This is a genomic window from Aminobacter sp. Piv2-1 (genome assembly GCF_037625995.1).
GTDB lineage: Bacteria > Pseudomonadota > Alphaproteobacteria > Rhizobiales > Rhizobiaceae > Aminobacter.
In genome coordinates, this window is sequence record NZ_JARKMU010000011.1 from 108954 (window position 1) to 123927 (window position 14974).

Here is a 14974-nt window from a genome sequence, read left to right on the forward strand (position 1 = left end):
GAGGGCAAAGCACAGATCAGGCGTTGTTGCTCACGCCGCTCGACAGTAGGTCTCGCGCCTCCGCTTGGCCGTTCAGCAGTCGATTGACACGGTTCTGCACCCGCCATCCCCTTGATGTGCGGACGAGTTCCCAGCGGTTGGCGCTGGCACGCTCGACGCGCCAGTGGTCGCCCTGGTGGAGGTAGACGCGCGAATAGCCAGTGGCCACTGCCTTGTCGCCGTCGACGGTGACATGCGGCATGCTCAGCACATGGGCGCAGCCGTCGGCGACGTAGTGGACATGCGGCTCGATGTTGACCAGCGAGCCGACCTTCTCGGCGCCGACGAGCGGATCGCCGCCAAAGTCATAGGCGCCGTCCTCGGCCCAGAGCGACGCCGTGACGCTGCCGGTGCGGCTGTCGACCGAGGGGCCGTAGGTCGCAAACAGCTGGTAGATGGCAAGCTGGTCCTCCAGCTCCTTGATGCGCGCTTCCAGCGCCGCAAAGCGTGCCTCGATGTCCGACATGCCCTCCCTCCCTTGGGTCGTCGGCCCCATAGCTGCCGCAGGCGATGCGTCCGCCATCGTTCGTTTGGAGGATGAGCCTGTTTTCAACAGACGCGACGCTGGCCCCGATTTCAGGGGAGCACGAAAATGGACCTGGCAGATCGGATCGCCGCCGAGCACGAATGCGCCAAGCTGGTGCAACGCTACTGCATCCTCGTCGACGACTACAGGCACGAGGAACTGGTCGCGCTGTGGGCGCCCGACGGGTTGTGGGAAACCTGGAAGGGTCCGCTCAAGGGCCACGCCGAAATGCGCGCCTATCTCGACGCCAAGGCCCAGACCGACACGACGATCCACATGGCGCACAACATCGTCGTCGACCTGATCGATGCGGACCATGCGACCAGTGTCGCATGCTTCACCTATCACGGCACCAGCCGCGACGACCCCAAAGCGACGGTGGCGCGGGTCGTCGGGCGCTATTTCGACCGCTTCGTTCGCACCGCCGACGGCTGGCGCTTCGCCCACAGGCGCACCGACATGACCTTTCGCGCCGCCTGACCTTGCTCAGCCCACCGTCTGGGCGCCGTCGACCACGAGCACTGCGCCGGTGACGAAGCAGGCCTCGTCGGACGCCAGATAGGCGAAGGCGCTGGCGATGTCCTCGGGCTCGCCGCTGTCCTTTCCGGCGAGCTTGGGCGGCTTGACCATGATATCGGGATCCTGATCCGCGATGGGCGCAAGTCCGGTGCCGATCTCGGTGCGGACGCGGCCGGGGCAGATGGCGTTGAAGCGCACGCCCTTGGGTGCATATTCCGTCGCCAGCGACTTGGTCATGGCGATGATGCCCGCCTTGGAGGCGGCATAAGCGGCGGCATAGGCGATGCCCTGCAGGCCTGCCGTCGAAGCCGTCGACACGACGTTGCCACGCGATGCGACAAGCGCCGGCAGAGCCTGATGCACGATGTGGAAGACACTTTCGAGGTTGATGCCGAAGACCAGCGACCAGTCGTCGCCGGTCTGGTTGGCGAAATGGTCGCGACGATAGATGCCGGCATTGTTGATGAGGCTGTCGAGGCGGCCGTGGAGTGCAAGTGCTGCGTCGACCATCCGGCGCGCCGAGGCCTTGTCGGCAGCGTCGTAGGCAAGCGCATCCGCGCGTGTGCCAAACTGTTCCGTGGCCATGGCGCAAACCTGCTTCGCGCCTTCGATATTGCGGTCGGCGAGGATCAGTGTCGCACCCTCGGAGGCCAGGCGCAGGGCGGTCGCGCGGCCTATGCCCGATGCTGCGCCGGTAACTAGCACCACCTTGTTGTCGAAACGCTTGAGCCCCATAGTCTCCTCCAGTGCGATACGCGACCGCTTCGCGCCGGCCGTCGGCAGCGAGTAGACTAGTCGAGGCCAAGCGCCAGCATCCCACATTTGGACGATGTTGCTGGCGCCGGCCGGTGGCATCCGGCATGAAGCGCTTCATTGCCGCATCAGGCGCAACGGCGCCGCTCCAATCCGTGCCCGACAGGACCGCATGCTCGAATTCACACCAGACCAGCAGATGATCCGCAAGGAAGCCCAGCGTTTCCTGCGCGAACAGTCGTCCTCCGAAGCGACCCGGCGCGTCGTCGACGCGGCCGCCAGCCACGACGCTGCGCTGTGGGCCAGCATTTCGCGCGAGCTCGGCTGGTGCGCCATGGCGATCCCCGAGGAATATGGCGGGTTGGGTCTCGGTGCCACCGAAGTGGCGATCCTGATGGAACTCACCGGTGCGCGTCTTGCCTGCGTGCCATTCTGGTCGACGGTGTGCCTGGCGGCACCGCTGTTGCAGTCGGCCGGAAACGAGGCTGCCAGGGCCAAGTATCTTGCAGCCATTGCCGCGGGCGAAATGGCCGTGACCGTCGCCTATGCCGATCCTTCCGTGGTCGATCCGGCGGCGACGGTTGCGGTCAAGGCGTCGCGCACCGCGGCCGGCTATCGGCTGGACGGCAGGGTCGCCCAGGTCGTCGATCTCGAAGTGGCCGATGTCGTACTGGTGCCGGCCGAGCTCGAGGGCGGAGCGACCGCACTGTTTGCGCTGTCGCGGGACGCCGGCCAGACCGTCACGCCGCTCAAGGTTCTGGACGGCACCCGGCCGATCGCTTCGCTTGATCTCGCCGTGGAAGTCCCGGCGGACAGCCGCATCGACGACGGTGGCGTGAGCGCCGACCAACTGGGGCAGGCGCTGGCATCTGCCAATCTTGGCCTCGCGGCAGAGCAGCTTGGTACCGCGCAAGGCGCGCTCGACGTCACGCTCGCCTACATCGCCGAGCGCGTCCAGTTCGGCCGCACCATCGCTTCCTTCCAGGCGATCAAGCATCGCTGCGCCAGGCTGGTGGTCGACATCGCCGAGGCGCGCTCGCTGGTTTTCGGCGCGGCGGCAAGCCTGGGCGAGGGGGGCGACAACGCCCTGGAGATTTCTGGCGCTCGCGTGCTCGCCTCCGACCTGCAGTTCCGCGCTGCAGAGGAGGCGATCCAGCTGCATGGCGGCATCGGCTTCACCTGGGAATACGACCCGCACCTCTATTTCAAGCGGGCGCAGGCGAGTGCCGCGTTGCTCGGCCCGCGCGACGCTCATCTCGACGGCATTGCCGCATCCGTCTTCGGCGACGGAGGCCTGAAGTGAGCGACCTGACCGCATTCCGCGCCGAGGTGCGCGACTGGATGGCGCGCCATCTCACCGGCAAGTTCGCAGAGCTGAAATATCGCGGCGGTTCGGGCGAGGGCGATGTCCTGCCGGAACTGCGCAAGGAATGGGAACGCGAGCTGGCCGCCGGCCGCTGGACCTGCCCGGGCTGGTCGCAGGAACATGGCGGGCGCGGACTGTCAGTCGCCGAGCAGGTCGCCTTCCAGGAAGAGTACAGCCGGGCCGGCGGGCCGGGCCGCATGGGCCACATCGGCGAAGGCCTGATGGGGCCGACGCTCATCGCCTTCGGCACCGAGGACCAGAAGAAGCGCTTCCTGCCGGGCATCCTCAGCGGCACCGAGGTTTGGTGCCAGGGCTATTCCGAGCCGAGCGCCGGCTCCGACTTCGGCAACATCAAGACCCGCGCCAGGCTCGACCCCGAGACCGGGGACTGGATCGTGTCGGGCCAGAAGGTCTGGACGTCGCTCGCGCATCTCTCCGACTGGATCTTCGTCGTGGCGCGCTGCGAGGAAGGCTCGGTCGGCCGCAACGGTCTGATCTTCCTTCTGATGCCGCTTGCCCAGCCCGGTGTCGAAATCCATCCGATCAAGCAGATTGGTGGCGGCGCCGAGTTCAATTCGGTGTTCTTCGACGGCGCACGCGCCAAGGCCGAAGATGTCGTGGGACAGCTCGGCGACGGCTGGAAGATCGCCATGGCGCTTCTCGGCTTCGAGCGCGGCATCTCCACCCTCGGCCAGCAGATGAGCTTCCAGCAGGAGCTCGACCTGATCGTCGATATCGCCAAGGGGAACGGCTCCGACCGGTCGCCGGCGATCCGCCAGCGCGTCGCCTATGCCTGGACCGGACTGCGCGCCATGCGCTACCTCGCCATGCGCGTCCTCAGCGACGACCAGTCTGCCGAAACGCGCCGCGAGGCGCTGACCTACAAGTACCAGTGGTCGAACTGGCACCGCGACCTCGGCCGCCTCGCCATGGACGTGCTGAAGATGGACGCCAACGTCGTCTCGGACGATCCGCGCCGCGAGCGGCTGCAGCAGATGTTCCTGTTTGCCCGCGCCGACACGATCTACGGCGGCACCAACGAAATCCAGCTCAACATCATCGCCGAGCAGGGCCTCGGCATGCCCAGGGAGCCGCGCGGCAAGCTGTAAGAGGCAAGGACGCGCCTGGGCCAGGGAGGAAATTGGCATGGGCATTCGGGAGGCAGACTTGGGCGAGCTTGCGGCGTGCGACGCGCTGCGGCGTCTGGTGACGGCCTATTCGCGGGCGGTCGACCGGCGCGACTTCAAGCTGTTGCGCAGCCTCTATCACGACGAGGCTTTTGAAGAGCATGGCGACATGTTCACCGGCGGGCCGGACGAATACATGGCCTTCGTCGAGAAGGCGCTGTCGAACTATGCCGCAACCGCACACTACGTCGTCAACACCAGCTTCGAGATCGATGGCGACCGCGCCGAGGGCGAGGTCTACAAGATCAACTACCACCGCGCGCATGGCCCCGACGCCCACGAGGTGATCACCGGCAGCCGCAGCCTCGACCGCTACCGGCGCGACGATGGCGAATGGCGCTTCCTCGGCCGCTCGATCACGCTCGACTGGTCGACCAGGCGCGCTGTCGACCCAGACGCCTACAGAAATTTCGCCGCCGGCAGCCCGCTCGGGCGGCCCGGGCCCGACGACCTGTCCTACCGGGTCCTCGCGCTTTTCGGCCGCCACGGCTGACGACTTCACCCATTCGCAGACAAGATTTCCTGAGGGAGGGAAAGCATGACTGACCAGAGACAATTTGCCGGCAAGATCGCCGTGGTGACCGGCGCCGGCAACGGCATCGGCCGAGCCGCCGCGATCGCCTACGCGCAGGAAGGTGCCGATGTCGCAATCCTCGACCGTGAGGCCGAGGCGCTGGCCGAAACCGCTGAGCTGGTGCGCGCTCATAACGTCAAGGCGCTGCCGCTCGTGGGCGACATGACGAGCCAGGAGGTGGTGACCGACAGCTTCGCCCGCATCAAGCGCGAACTTGGCCCGGTCGACATGCTGCTCAACAACATCGGCCAGACCGCGCGCGAGAACTACTCCGAGTTCTGGCAGGCAAAGCCGGAGACGCTGCAGTTCGTAATCGGTGTGTCGCTGATGACCACGCTCATGTGCACGCGCCAGGTGGTCGAGGACATGCGCGAGCGCCGCTCGGGCAAGATCGTGTCGATCTCGTCGGACTCGGCCATGAACGGCGACATCGGCACCGTCGACTACGCCTCGGCCAAGGCGGGCGTGCTCGGCTTCACCCGTGCGCTCGCCCGCGAACTCGGGCCGTTCAAGGTCAACGTCAACGCCGTCTGCCCCGGCCCGACCAACACGCGCGCCATGCAGCGCATCCCCAAGGACGCCTATGAGCGCGCCAAGAACATGATCCCGCTCGGCGAACTGAGCGAGCCGGAAGACATTGCAAACGCTGTGATTTTCCTGTCGAGCGAGAAGTCGCGCTTCATCACCGGCCAGACGCTGATGGTCAACGGCGGACGTGTCTTCTACTGATCGTTTTCGTTAGTTCATTCAGACGATGTTCCGCTTTGTGCGGCGCATCATTTGAAACAAGACAGAGCGATCGCCCACCTGCAATCTGGCAACGGGCGGTCGCCGGAACTTCCAGCGGGAGAGAATGCCCATGAGCCTGCATACCGTCTTGTGCGAACGCCTCGGCAGCCGCTACCCGGTGGTGCAGACGGCCATGGGCTGGGTCGCCGACGCCAACCTCACGGCCGCGACCTGCAACGCCGGCGGCTTCGGCTTCTTCGCCGGTGCGACCACCGAGCCGGGCGACGTGGAGAACCAGATCCTCGCCATCAAGTCGAAGACCGACCGTCCCTTCGGCGTCAATTTCCACATGTTCCAGCCCAACGCCGAGGAAGTGATCTCGGTCGTCATCAAGCACAAGGTGCGCGCCGTGAGCTACGGCCGCGGCCCCGACGCCAAGACCATCAAGCGGCTGAAGGATGCCGGTGTCGTCTGCATGCCGACGGTCGGTGCGGTCAAGCATGCGGTCAAGGCGGTGGAGCTCGGCGCCGACATCATCACCGTCCAGGGCGGCGAGGGCGGCGGCCACACCGGCGCCGTGCCCACGACCATCCTGTTGCCGCAGGTGCTGGATGCGGTGAAGGTGCCGGTGGTTGCCGCTGGCGGCTTCTTCGACGGGCGCGGCCTTGCCGCGGCCCTCGGCTATGGCGCGGCAGGCATTGCCATGGGCACGCGCTTCCTGATGACCAAGGAGTCGCCGGTGCCGCGTTCGGCGCTCGACCGCTACCTCGCCACCAAGGATCCGACGCTGATCCGCACCACCACCGCCGTCGACGGCCTGCCGCAGCGCTTCATCGAGAACGCCGAGATCAAGCGCCTCGAGAACATGAGCCTGCCGGCGCGCCTCGCCATGAGCATGAAATACGCCCGCCAGTGGGGCAGGGAGAGCGGGCTGGGGCCCATCGCCATGGCCAAGCTCGGCCTCAAGGTGCTGTCGAGCGGCGAGAACAGCTTTGCCCAGACCGTGATGGCGCCGAACCTGCCGACGCTGGTGCAGCGCGGCGTGGTCGACGGCAACACCGAAACCGGCCTGCTGCCATCCGGCCAGGCCGCCGCCATGATCGACAGGCTCGAGAGCTGCGAAGAGCTGATCGCCCGCATCGTCAGCGAGGCGGAAGCGCGGATCAAGGCCGTCTCGGCGCTCGTCGCTACCAACTGATTGGAGAGAATTCGATGAGCGACCAATTCTGGACCAGGATCGAAGACGGCATCGCCGAGCTGGTGATCGAGAGCGCCCCGGTCAACGCGCTCGACAGCATCGGCTGGCGCAGGCTTTCGCAGGAGATCGACGCGCTGAACGCCAATGCCGAGGTGCGCGTGATCGTCATCCGCGCCGAGGGCAGGGGCTTCTGCGCCGGCGTCGACATCAAGGAACTGCAGAAGCACCCCGAGCGCATTCCCGAAGTGAATGCCGGCAACTGGGAGACCTTCCGCGCCATCCATCGCGGCCTGAAGCCGGTGATCGTCGCCGCCCACGGCTACATCCTCGGCGGCGGCATCGGCATCTGCGGCTCGGCCGACATCATCCTGTGCTCGCCTGACGCGACCTTCGGCGTGCCCGAGGTCGACCGCGGTGCGCTCGGTGCCGGCGCGCACTTGCAGCGCCTGTTCCCGGTGCAGAAGGTGCGCCAGATGTACTTCACCGGCGAGCCGATCGATGCGGCCGAAGCCTATCGCCTCGGCGCCGTCGAGAAGGTGGTGCCGCGCGAGGAACTGCGCGATGCCGCCATCACGCTAGCCAGGACCATCGCCGCCAAGAGCGCGATCATGATCCGCTTGGCCAAGGAAGCGCTGAACGGCATCGAGGACGGCGATCTCGAGAAGAAATACCGCTGGGAGCAGGGTTTTACTGCCCAGGCCTACCTCACCCAGGAATCGCAGGAGGCGCGCGACGCCTTCGTCGGCAAGCGCGACGCCGACTTCAAGAAGTAATCTGACCAGGACGCCCCGACCATGACCGCCACCAAGATTCTTCCCGCCCCGCCCTATGTCGAAGGCCATGGCCTGCTCAAGGGCCGCTCGGTGCTTATCACTGCGGCCGCCGGCGTCGGCATCGGCTTTGCCGCCGCCCGCAAGGCGATCGAGGAGGGCTGCCGCGCCATCATGATCTCCGACGTGCATGAGCGTCGCCTGGCGGAAGCGGCCGAGAAGCTGCGCGAGCTCTCGCCGACGGTCGAGATCTACAGCCAGCTCTGCAACGTCACCGACGAGGAACAGGTGCAGGCGCTGGTCGACGCGGCCGAGGAAAAGCTCGGCGGCATCGACGTTCTGATCAACAATGCCGGTCTCGGCGGCCTCAAGCCCGTCGTCGAGATGACCGACGCCGAATGGAACCTGGTGCTCGACGTGACCCTGACGGGCACGATGCGCATGACGCGCGCAGCCCTCAAGAAGATGCAGCCGCGCGGCAAGGGCGCCATCGTCAACAACGCCTCCGTGCTCGGCTGGCGCGCCCAGAAGGGCCAGTCGCATTATGCCGCCGCCAAGGCCGGCGTGATGGCCTTCACCCGCTGCTCGGCCGTCGAAGCCGCCGAATACGGCATCCGCATCAATGCCGTGTCGCCGTCGATCGCCATGCACGATTTCCTCAAGAAGTCGGCGCCGCAGGAACAGCTCGACGCGCTGACCAGCCTCGAAGCCTTCGGCCGCGCGGCGGAAGTGTGGGAAATCGCCAACGTCATGATGTTCCTCGCCAGCGACTATGCCGGCTACATGGTCGGCGAGATCGTCTCCGTCTCCAGCCAGAGGGCCTGACGATGGGCCTCGTCTTCTCCTCGCCCGACGAGGCGGTGGCGGCGATCGGCCAGAACCTCGGCTCGACCGACTGGCTCCTCATCGACCAGGCGCGCATCGACATGTTCGCCGAAGCGACCGGCGACCATCAGTGGATCCATGTCGATCCGGTTCGCGCCAAGGACGGCCCGTTCGGCGAAACGGTGGCGCATGGCTGCCTGACGTTTTCGCTGATCAACGGCTTCCTGCCCGACCTGTTCAAGGCGGAGGGCATGAAGATGGGCATCAACTACGGCTGCGACCGGCTGCGCTTCCCAGCACCCGTGCCGGTGAACTCCAGGGTTCGCGCCACGGGTGAGCTGGTCAACGCCGAGTTCCTGCCCGGCAACGCCGTGCAGACGACGGTGCGGGTGACCATCGAGATCGAGGGCTCGGTCAAGCCCGGCTGCGTCGCCGACATGGTCGGCCGCTACTACTTCTGAAGCGCGCGGCGCTTCAGCCACCGGAGGTGACGATGGACAAGACGAGCGACGCGCAGGCCGAGATCCTGGCGCGGCTGGACAGGCTCGAGTCGCGCGACGAGATCCGCCAGCTGATTTCGAAATATTCGCTGGCGCTCGACATGCGCGACATGAACGCGATGGCCTCGCTGTTTGCGCCCGACGTCAAGGTCGGCGGCGGCAAGTCGGGCAGGGCGGCGCTGCGCGATTGGCTCGACGAGACGATGCGCAAGCAGTTCGACGGCACCTCGCACCATGTCGGCTCGACCATCATCGAGTTCATCGACGCCGACAATGCGGTGGGCGTCGTCTACTCCAAGAACGAGCACGAATGCGGCGCCGAGTGGGTCATCATGCAGATGATGTATTACGACCGCTACGAGCGCATCGACGGGCGCTGGTTCTTCCGCCGCCGCCAGCCGCTCTACTGGTATGCCACCGATCTCAACAAGCCGCCCGTCGGTTCGCGCAAGATGCGCTGGCCGGGCCGCGAGCCCTATGAGGGCTCGTTCCACGAGCTGTTCCCGTCCTGGAAGGAGTTCTGGGCCCGTTCCGGCCCCGACGAGGCGCTACCGGAACCGGCGCCGCTCGAAGCCTTCATCGAAACCATGCGCAGAGGCAATGATATCCGTGGCAACCGTGTGCGCTGACAATTTGATCGCCGACAAGCTGTTCCGGCCGATCAAGATCGGCGGCCTGGAGCTGTCCAATCGCATCGCAATGGCGCCTATGTCGCGCTACCTCTGCCCCGAGGGCATCCCGCACGAGAAGGTGTCGTCCTATTACGCGCGCCGCGCGCTGAACCAGGTCGGGCTGATCATCACCGAGGCGACCTATATCGGCCATCCGACCGCGCCGAGCTATGAAGGCGTGCCCTATTTCGCCGGCGAGGCAGCCTTTGCCGGCTGGGCCAAGGTTCTCACGGCGGTGCATGCCGCCGGCGGCAGGATCTTCCCGCAGCTCTGGCACACCGGCAGCTTCCGCAACTCGTCGATGGCGCCCCAACCGGGAGTTCCCGGCATCGGCCCGTCCGAAAACCTCAATGCCTTCACCGGCCATGCCGAACCGACCAAGGCGATGACCGAGAAGGAGATCTTCGAGGTGATCGAATCCTACGCCGAGGCTGCGGAAGCGGCGCAGAGGCTGGGCTTCGACGGCGTCGAGATCCACGGCGCGCATGGCTACCTGATCGACGAGTTCTTCTGGGCGACGTCGAACCGCCGCACCGACCGCTATGGCGGCAACCGGCGCGAGCGCACGCGCTTTGCCGTCGAAGTCATCGAGGCGATGCGCAGCCGTGTCGGTCCCGATTTTCCGATCTCGTTCCGCTATTCGCAGTGGAAGCAGCAGGACTACAAGGCCGTGCTGGGCGAAACGCCCGCTGAACTGGCCGAGGTGCTGGAGCCGCTGGTCGATGCGGGCGTCAGCATCATGCACTGCTCGACGCGGCGCGTCTGGGAGCCGGGTTTCGCCGCCGAAAACGACATGACGCTCGCCGGCTGGACGAAGAAGCTCACCGGATTGTCCGTCATCGCCGTCGGCGGCGTCGGACTGGACCGCCCGGGGCTCAATGCCGCCGAGGCCACCTCGCTCGAGGTGATCGAAAAGCCGCTGGCGCGCGACGAGTTCGACATCCTGGCCGTCGGCCGCGCATTGTTGGCCGACCCGGCATGGGCGCTGAAGGTCCGGCAGGGCCGGGCCCACGAAGGGGTGGGCTACTCCAAGGAACAGCTGAAATCGCTGTTCTGACCGCAAAAGGCGCCGTTCGCGGCGCCTTTCCTGTTTGTGGCGACGCCAGCCATTCCCTGCCGATCATCGTAGCCAGCAAAAAAAGAAGCGCCGGGGACTTTGTCCGCCGGCGCTTGTGAGCTTGGGTCGACTGGGAGGATTGCCGGTCAGGCCGCCTGGCGCGGACCATGGCCGAGGATGACGGCACTGTTGAGCACGAGCCGCACCAGCTCGGTCTGCCGCGTGATGCCGCTCTTGGAAAAGATCGAGCGCAGGTGCGCACGCGCTGTGTTGCGGCTGATGTCGAGCGAGCTCGCCGCATCTTCGAGCGACAGGCCGGCGGTCAGGCGGCGGGCAACGGCAGCCTCTGCCGGCGTCAGGTCGAAGAGCTGGCGCACGAGATCGCCCTCGACCTCGGAATTGGCCTCCGGGTCGCGGATGTAGACCGCAACCGCCGAATTGGCCGCCGCCGCGTTGTCCTTGCTGCCGCGGATCGGCCGGACGATGACGCCGAGGTTGCGCGAGCCTGACTGCTTGGTCAGCGACAGCCCGCGCGAGACGGTACCCTCGTCGTCGGCCGCGCTCTGCATGGCGATCTTCACCAGGTTCTGGAAATCGCGGTCTTCCTTGGCCGAGGTGGCGCGCAGGCGATTGCTCTGCACCTGGAGCCCGTCGCGGGCCTGAAGCAGCTTGAGCGCCGCATCCGAGGCGCGGACGATCTTGCCCGAATGGTCGAGGATGACGACGCCGACGTAGAGTTTGTCCATGACGTCGGAATAGAGCCTGCGCTCGACCTCCGTGGCGCCCATCCGCCACGACGTTTCGACCCCCCGGACGAGCTGCGAGACGAGGATCTCGCAAACCGATGCGGCATCGTCGTCGAACTTGGCGCCGGCACGATCGCGGAACACCCAGAGCGTATAGCGCGCGGCGTCGTCGGCGGTCACGTGCGTCGCTGTCATGGGCTGGCAGCGTTCCGCCAGATAGGCGAGCTGCGCCGGGCGGGCGAGGGGAGCGCCGGCGGCGTCCAGCATCGGCTCGTTGATTTCGGTAAACGCGTAGTAGGTCTCGCCGGTGCGCGCCCGGTCTTCGATCACCAGCACTGCGGCATAGGCATCGAACTGCTCGCGGATGAGTTCGAGCGAGCTGCGCAGCGGCTTGCCGTTGAGCAGGCTGTCCGAAACCCTGTTCAGGAAATGGCCGAATTCGACGATGGAGCGGGCGTGAAAGGTCATCTTAGGCTCTCCCAAATATCCGTCGCACGAGCGTGCGGTGTCCTTGCCCGGCAGCCGTCGCGCCGGGAGGTCAAACGAGAATGAGTTCGTGGTTCAGGCGGGCGTAGGGCCTGCCCGGACTTCGGCTTTCAGGATGGTGGGAGGAAACCGGGTCGTGCCTGCGACCGGACAATCGCTGACCCAACTGCCATGCGCATGCTGCTCGGTCCGGTCATCGCGCTTCCTCCCGAATGCGAAATGATTAACATCGACACAATGTCATTAAATTGACGCTGTGTCAAATGATGAGTAGGCGGCGTGGAATTTTTGACAGAATGTCAGCGGCGGATAACGCCCTCGCTGCAAAATCAAACGGGCCGGGTCTCGCGACCCGGCCCGTGATGCATCTGTCCTGCGTTGGCGGTTCAGTCGCCGCAGTTGGCTCGTTCGACCAGCCCGTCCTCGCGCGGCTTGTAGGGGTTCTTGACGACCTTGATCGATTCCGGCGCCGGCAGGAAGTGGCTCTTGGCGCTCGCCTGGATCGGGCCGGTGAGCATTTCCACCTTGGAGGCGTTCTCCTGCAGCCATGCGGCGATCGACGGACCGTCGGTCTTGCCCGAGCCGTTGATGGCCGCCGCCAGCACGATCGGCTGGATGTAGTAGGGGATCAGAGCCGAGGCGCCACCCATGCGGTCGACGTCGGCTACCTGCTCCCTGGCGCGCTTGACGAACTTGGCGAAGGGCGACGCGCCGACCGGATCGTTGGCGCAGTAGGTCATGCCGACGAACTGCACGCTGTATACGTCCTTGAAGGCTTCCTCGCCGACGACCGCGGCATTGCCGACCGCGTAGTTGGTCATGGTCTGGTTGGCCAGCACCGGCACGTCCCAGCCGATGTCGGCCCGGTTCTCGAGCAGCTTGCGCGAGTCGTCGCCGATCGAGTTGATGAGCAGGATCGCCTCGGCGCCCGAACTGCGCATCTGGAACAACTGCGGGGTCATGTCCTCGGTGCGGAAGGCGAATTCCTGCACGGCGGTCGGCTCGACGCCCTTCGACTTCAGGTAGTCGACGATCTCGACCACGGCGGCCTTGGACATGCCGCCATTGTCGGAGATGAGCGCCAGCTTCTTGAGCTTGAGCACGTCGATGGCGAAGTCGATGTTCGGCTTCATCTGGTTCAGCCCGGTGACCGAGCCCGAGAAATGAAACGGACCGGCTTCGGGGGTCAGCTGGGTGGAGGCGGCCGACGAGACCTGCGCGATCTTCTTTTCCGTCGCCACCGGCACGACCGGGATCGTCTCCTGGCTGGTCGCCGGGCCGACGAGGACCTGAACCTTCTCATTCTCGATCAGGCGACGGACCTCGCTGACGGCATGCGTCGGGTCGGTCATGGTATCGCCGAGCACCAGCTCGGCTTTTTTGCCGAGGATGCCGCCCGCGGCGTTGATGTCCTCGATCGCCAGCTTCCAGCCGACTTCGGCGGTCTTGCCGATCGATGCGCCGCCGCCGGTGAGCGACATGATGCCGCCGATCTTCATCGTTTCCTGCGCCGGGGCATTTCCGACCGAAAGGGCCAGCGCTGCCGCCGAGGCCATGCCGATGGTCAGACGTCTCGTAATGGAACCATTCCACTGGAAGTGCATGCGTTTCTCCTCCGCTTACTTCGACCGACAGCAGTCACGACCCTAGGTCATGAGGCATCGTCCGCTTGGACGATGGAGCGCGGGGACAGGCGGAAATCGTTCAGGGCGCGCTAAAATAAAACGTCGCTAATGTGCCAAATGGGCCACGCTCAGCGCGGTGGCAGCTTCCTGGCGACGACCGCTCGCGCCAGAGCGGGCTCCGGCAGCTTTCGCCATGCCAGCCAGGCAAGGATCGCTCCGAGGCCCATCAGCGGTACCACGACCGACATGCCTTTCACGGCGTCGCCGAGGAGGCCCGCGAGCACCGTCCCGGCAAGTCCGCTGCCCATCTGCATGAAGCCGCTCAGCGACGCGGCTGCGCCGGCATTGTCCGGAAAGGCGGCGACGGTCGCCGCCGACATCGCCGGCATGACGAAGGAGTTGCCGAAGACGAACATCGCCATCGGAACCATGACCGAGGCGAAGGTCGGCTCGTACAGGCCCAGGAAGAGCGCCATGGCCGCAGCACCGAGGCCGCTGGTCGCCAGACCGACGGGGACCATGCGATAGGCGCCATAGCGCGGAATAAGGCTGCGCATCACCAGCGAACCGGCGATGAAGCTGGCCGACTGGAACAGCATCGCCAGGCCGAATTGCGCCGGCGTCAGGCCGAGCCGATCCATCAGGATGAAGGGCAGCACGGTCGCCTGCGTGTAGTAGGCGCCCAGCGTGCCGGCGATGACGAGGCTGGAGAACAGGAAATAGCCGCTGCCGAGCAGCTTCCCGTAGGTTTTGATGACCGCCCCCGGTCGTGCCCGGCTCGGGTCGCGTTCGACGGTTTCGACCAGGGCGAACCTGACAGTCAGCAGGGCGGCGATGCCCATCAGGAACATGATCGAGAAGATCGTGTGCCAGCCGGCGATCTGCATGACCAGCCCGCCGATGGTCGGCGCCAGCGCCGGGGCCAGCGCAAGGATGAGGGTGATGAGGTTCAGGATGCGCGCCGACTGCTCGTGGGCGAACAGGTCGCGTACGATGGCGCGCGACAGCGAAAGCCCGACCGCGGCTCCCGCCCCCTGCAGCAGGCGCGACAGGATCAGCACCTCGATGGAGGGCGCCAGCAGCGCGCCGAGGCTGCCGAGGAGGTAGATGCCGAGGAACGCCAGCGTCACCGGCTTGCGGCCGTAGCCGTCGGCCAACGGGCCGCAGACGAGCTGGGTGAGGGCGAAGCCGGCGAAATAGAGCCCGAGCGTCATCTTCACCGCGTCCTCGGTCGTGCCGAAGGCGTGCACGATCTCCGGCATCGCAGGCGTGAAGAGCGACAGCGAGGCCGGACCGAGCCCGGCCAGAACCGCACCGACGACAGTCACGCGCCGCTCGCTCATCACGCCGGCCGGACGCTCGCTGGGATGGTCGTATTTCATGGCGCGGGCCTCCGGCTGGAA

General features: G+C 66.1%; 16 protein-coding genes. 11 read left to right on the top strand and 5 right to left on the bottom strand.

The window, feature by feature from the left end; all coding sequences use genetic code 11:
* Window positions 1-16: 16 nt before the first annotated feature.
* Window positions 17-505, bottom strand: coding sequence for a nuclear transport factor 2 family protein (locus tag AmiPiv_RS19685; RefSeq protein ID WP_340040092.1), 489 nt, complete (start codon window positions 503-505; stop codon window positions 17-19).
* Between the two features lie 126 nt (window positions 506-631).
* Here AmiPiv_RS19685 and AmiPiv_RS19690 point away from each other — a divergent pair, with 126 nt between their 5' ends.
* On the top strand, window positions 632-1045 hold the full coding sequence (locus AmiPiv_RS19690; protein ID WP_340040094.1) for a nuclear transport factor 2 family protein: 414 nt from the start codon (window positions 632-634) through the stop codon (window positions 1043-1045).
* Window positions 1046-1051: 6 nt separating this feature from the next.
* Here AmiPiv_RS19690 and AmiPiv_RS19695 read toward each other — a convergent pair whose 3' ends face one another.
* Window positions 1052-1819, bottom strand: a complete 768-nt coding sequence (locus tag AmiPiv_RS19695; protein ID WP_340040097.1) for an SDR family NAD(P)-dependent oxidoreductase — start codon at window positions 1817-1819, stop codon at window positions 1052-1054.
* Between the two features lie 190 nt (window positions 1820-2009).
* Here AmiPiv_RS19695 and AmiPiv_RS19700 point away from each other — a divergent pair, with 190 nt between their 5' ends.
* The 10 genes from AmiPiv_RS19700 to AmiPiv_RS19745 all read left to right on the top strand — a co-directional run bounded on the left by AmiPiv_RS19700 (window position 2010) and on the right by AmiPiv_RS19745 (window position 10714).
* Window positions 2010-3140, top strand: a complete 1131-nt coding sequence (locus tag AmiPiv_RS19700; RefSeq protein WP_340040101.1) for an acyl-CoA dehydrogenase family protein — start codon at window positions 2010-2012, stop codon at window positions 3138-3140.
* Entirely contained in the window at window positions 3137-4312 is a 1176-nt protein-coding gene (locus tag AmiPiv_RS19705) for an acyl-CoA dehydrogenase family protein (protein ID WP_340040103.1), read from the top strand. Before AmiPiv_RS19700 ends, AmiPiv_RS19705 begins: the two co-directional genes overlap by 4 nt.
* A gap of 37 nt (window positions 4313-4349) precedes the next feature.
* Entirely contained in the window at window positions 4350-4883 is a 534-nt protein-coding gene (locus AmiPiv_RS19710; RefSeq protein ID WP_340040104.1) for a nuclear transport factor 2 family protein, read from the top strand.
* Between the two features lie 45 nt (window positions 4884-4928).
* Entirely contained in the window at window positions 4929-5693 is a 765-nt protein-coding gene (locus AmiPiv_RS19715) for an SDR family NAD(P)-dependent oxidoreductase (RefSeq protein WP_340040106.1), read from the top strand.
* Between the two features lie 130 nt (window positions 5694-5823).
* Window positions 5824-6891 carry an NAD(P)H-dependent flavin oxidoreductase gene (locus AmiPiv_RS19720; protein WP_340040107.1) on the top strand — a complete coding sequence of 356 codons (1068 nt, stop codon included), beginning with the start codon at window positions 5824-5826 and terminating at the stop codon, window positions 6889-6891.
* Between the two features lie 14 nt (window positions 6892-6905).
* Entirely contained in the window at window positions 6906-7664 is a 759-nt protein-coding gene (locus AmiPiv_RS19725) for an enoyl-CoA hydratase family protein (protein WP_340040108.1), read from the top strand.
* 21 nt (window positions 7665-7685) lie between these two features.
* A complete protein-coding gene (locus tag AmiPiv_RS19730; RefSeq protein ID WP_340040110.1) occupies window positions 7686-8486 on the top strand; it encodes an SDR family oxidoreductase in 801 nt (266 codons plus the stop codon).
* Window positions 8487-8488: 2 nt separating this feature from the next.
* A complete protein-coding gene (locus AmiPiv_RS19735) occupies window positions 8489-8947 on the top strand; it encodes a MaoC family dehydratase (protein ID WP_340040112.1) in 459 nt (152 codons plus the stop codon).
* Window positions 8948-8979: 32 nt separating this feature from the next.
* Window positions 8980-9615, top strand: coding sequence for a nuclear transport factor 2 family protein (locus AmiPiv_RS19740; RefSeq protein ID WP_340040114.1), 636 nt, complete (start codon window positions 8980-8982; stop codon window positions 9613-9615).
* The gene (locus AmiPiv_RS19745; RefSeq protein WP_340040115.1) at window positions 9587-10714 is read left to right on the top strand and encodes an NADH:flavin oxidoreductase; all 1128 of its coding nucleotides are present in this window, start codon (window positions 9587-9589) and stop codon (window positions 10712-10714) included. Before AmiPiv_RS19740 ends, AmiPiv_RS19745 begins: the two co-directional genes overlap by 29 nt.
* A 146-nt stretch (window positions 10715-10860) precedes the next feature.
* Here AmiPiv_RS19745 and AmiPiv_RS19750 read toward each other — a convergent pair whose 3' ends face one another.
* From AmiPiv_RS19750 to AmiPiv_RS19760, 3 genes are all read right to left on the bottom strand, one after another.
* Window positions 10861-11928: a helix-turn-helix transcriptional regulator gene (locus AmiPiv_RS19750; RefSeq protein WP_340040118.1), complete on the bottom strand. Its 1068-nt coding sequence runs from the start codon at window positions 11926-11928 to the stop codon at window positions 10861-10863.
* Between the two features lie 404 nt (window positions 11929-12332).
* A complete protein-coding gene (locus AmiPiv_RS19755) occupies window positions 12333-13550 on the bottom strand; it encodes an ABC transporter substrate-binding protein (RefSeq protein ID WP_340040120.1) in 1218 nt (405 codons plus the stop codon).
* A 149-nt stretch (window positions 13551-13699) separates the two neighbouring features.
* Window positions 13700-14953 (bottom strand): multidrug effflux MFS transporter, encoded by a 1254-nt coding sequence (locus AmiPiv_RS19760; RefSeq protein ID WP_340040122.1) that lies wholly within the window; start codon window positions 14951-14953, stop codon window positions 13700-13702.
* Window positions 14954-14974 lie beyond the last annotated feature (21 nt).

What these genes read in the sequence shown, in the direction of transcription:
- AmiPiv_RS19725 (WP_340040108.1), top strand. Translation starts at nt 6,906, where the DNA reads ATGAGCGACCAATTCTGGACCAGGATCGAAGACGGCATCGCCGAGCTG.
- AmiPiv_RS19750 (WP_340040118.1), bottom strand. Translation starts at nt 11,928, where the DNA reads ATGACCTTTCACGCCCGCTCCATCGTCGAATTCGGCCATTTCCTGAAC.
- AmiPiv_RS19735 (WP_340040112.1), top strand. Translation starts at nt 8,489, where the DNA reads ATGGGCCTCGTCTTCTCCTCGCCCGACGAGGCGGTGGCGGCGATCGGC.
- AmiPiv_RS19700 (WP_340040101.1), top strand. Translation starts at nt 2,010, where the DNA reads ATGCTCGAATTCACACCAGACCAGCAGATGATCCGCAAGGAAGCCCAG.
- AmiPiv_RS19730 (WP_340040110.1), top strand. Translation starts at nt 7,686, where the DNA reads ATGACCGCCACCAAGATTCTTCCCGCCCCGCCCTATGTCGAAGGCCAT.
- AmiPiv_RS19685 (WP_340040092.1), bottom strand. Translation starts at nt 505, where the DNA reads ATGTCGGACATCGAGGCACGCTTTGCGGCGCTGGAAGCGCGCATCAAG.
- AmiPiv_RS19760 (WP_340040122.1), bottom strand. Translation starts at nt 14,953, where the DNA reads ATGAAATACGACCATCCCAGCGAGCGTCCGGCCGGCGTGATGAGCGAG.
- AmiPiv_RS19745 (WP_340040115.1), top strand. Translation starts at nt 9,587, where the DNA reads ATGATATCCGTGGCAACCGTGTGCGCTGACAATTTGATCGCCGACAAG.
- AmiPiv_RS19740 (WP_340040114.1), top strand. Translation starts at nt 8,980, where the DNA reads ATGGACAAGACGAGCGACGCGCAGGCCGAGATCCTGGCGCGGCTGGAC.
- AmiPiv_RS19755 (WP_340040120.1), bottom strand. Translation starts at nt 13,550, where the DNA reads ATGCACTTCCAGTGGAATGGTTCCATTACGAGACGTCTGACCATCGGC.
- AmiPiv_RS19710 (WP_340040104.1), top strand. Translation starts at nt 4,350, where the DNA reads ATGGGCATTCGGGAGGCAGACTTGGGCGAGCTTGCGGCGTGCGACGCG.
- AmiPiv_RS19715 (WP_340040106.1), top strand. Translation starts at nt 4,929, where the DNA reads ATGACTGACCAGAGACAATTTGCCGGCAAGATCGCCGTGGTGACCGGC.
- AmiPiv_RS19690 (WP_340040094.1), top strand. Translation starts at nt 632, where the DNA reads ATGGACCTGGCAGATCGGATCGCCGCCGAGCACGAATGCGCCAAGCTG.
- AmiPiv_RS19695 (WP_340040097.1), bottom strand. Translation starts at nt 1,819, where the DNA reads ATGGGGCTCAAGCGTTTCGACAACAAGGTGGTGCTAGTTACCGGCGCA.
- AmiPiv_RS19720 (WP_340040107.1), top strand. Translation starts at nt 5,824, where the DNA reads ATGAGCCTGCATACCGTCTTGTGCGAACGCCTCGGCAGCCGCTACCCG.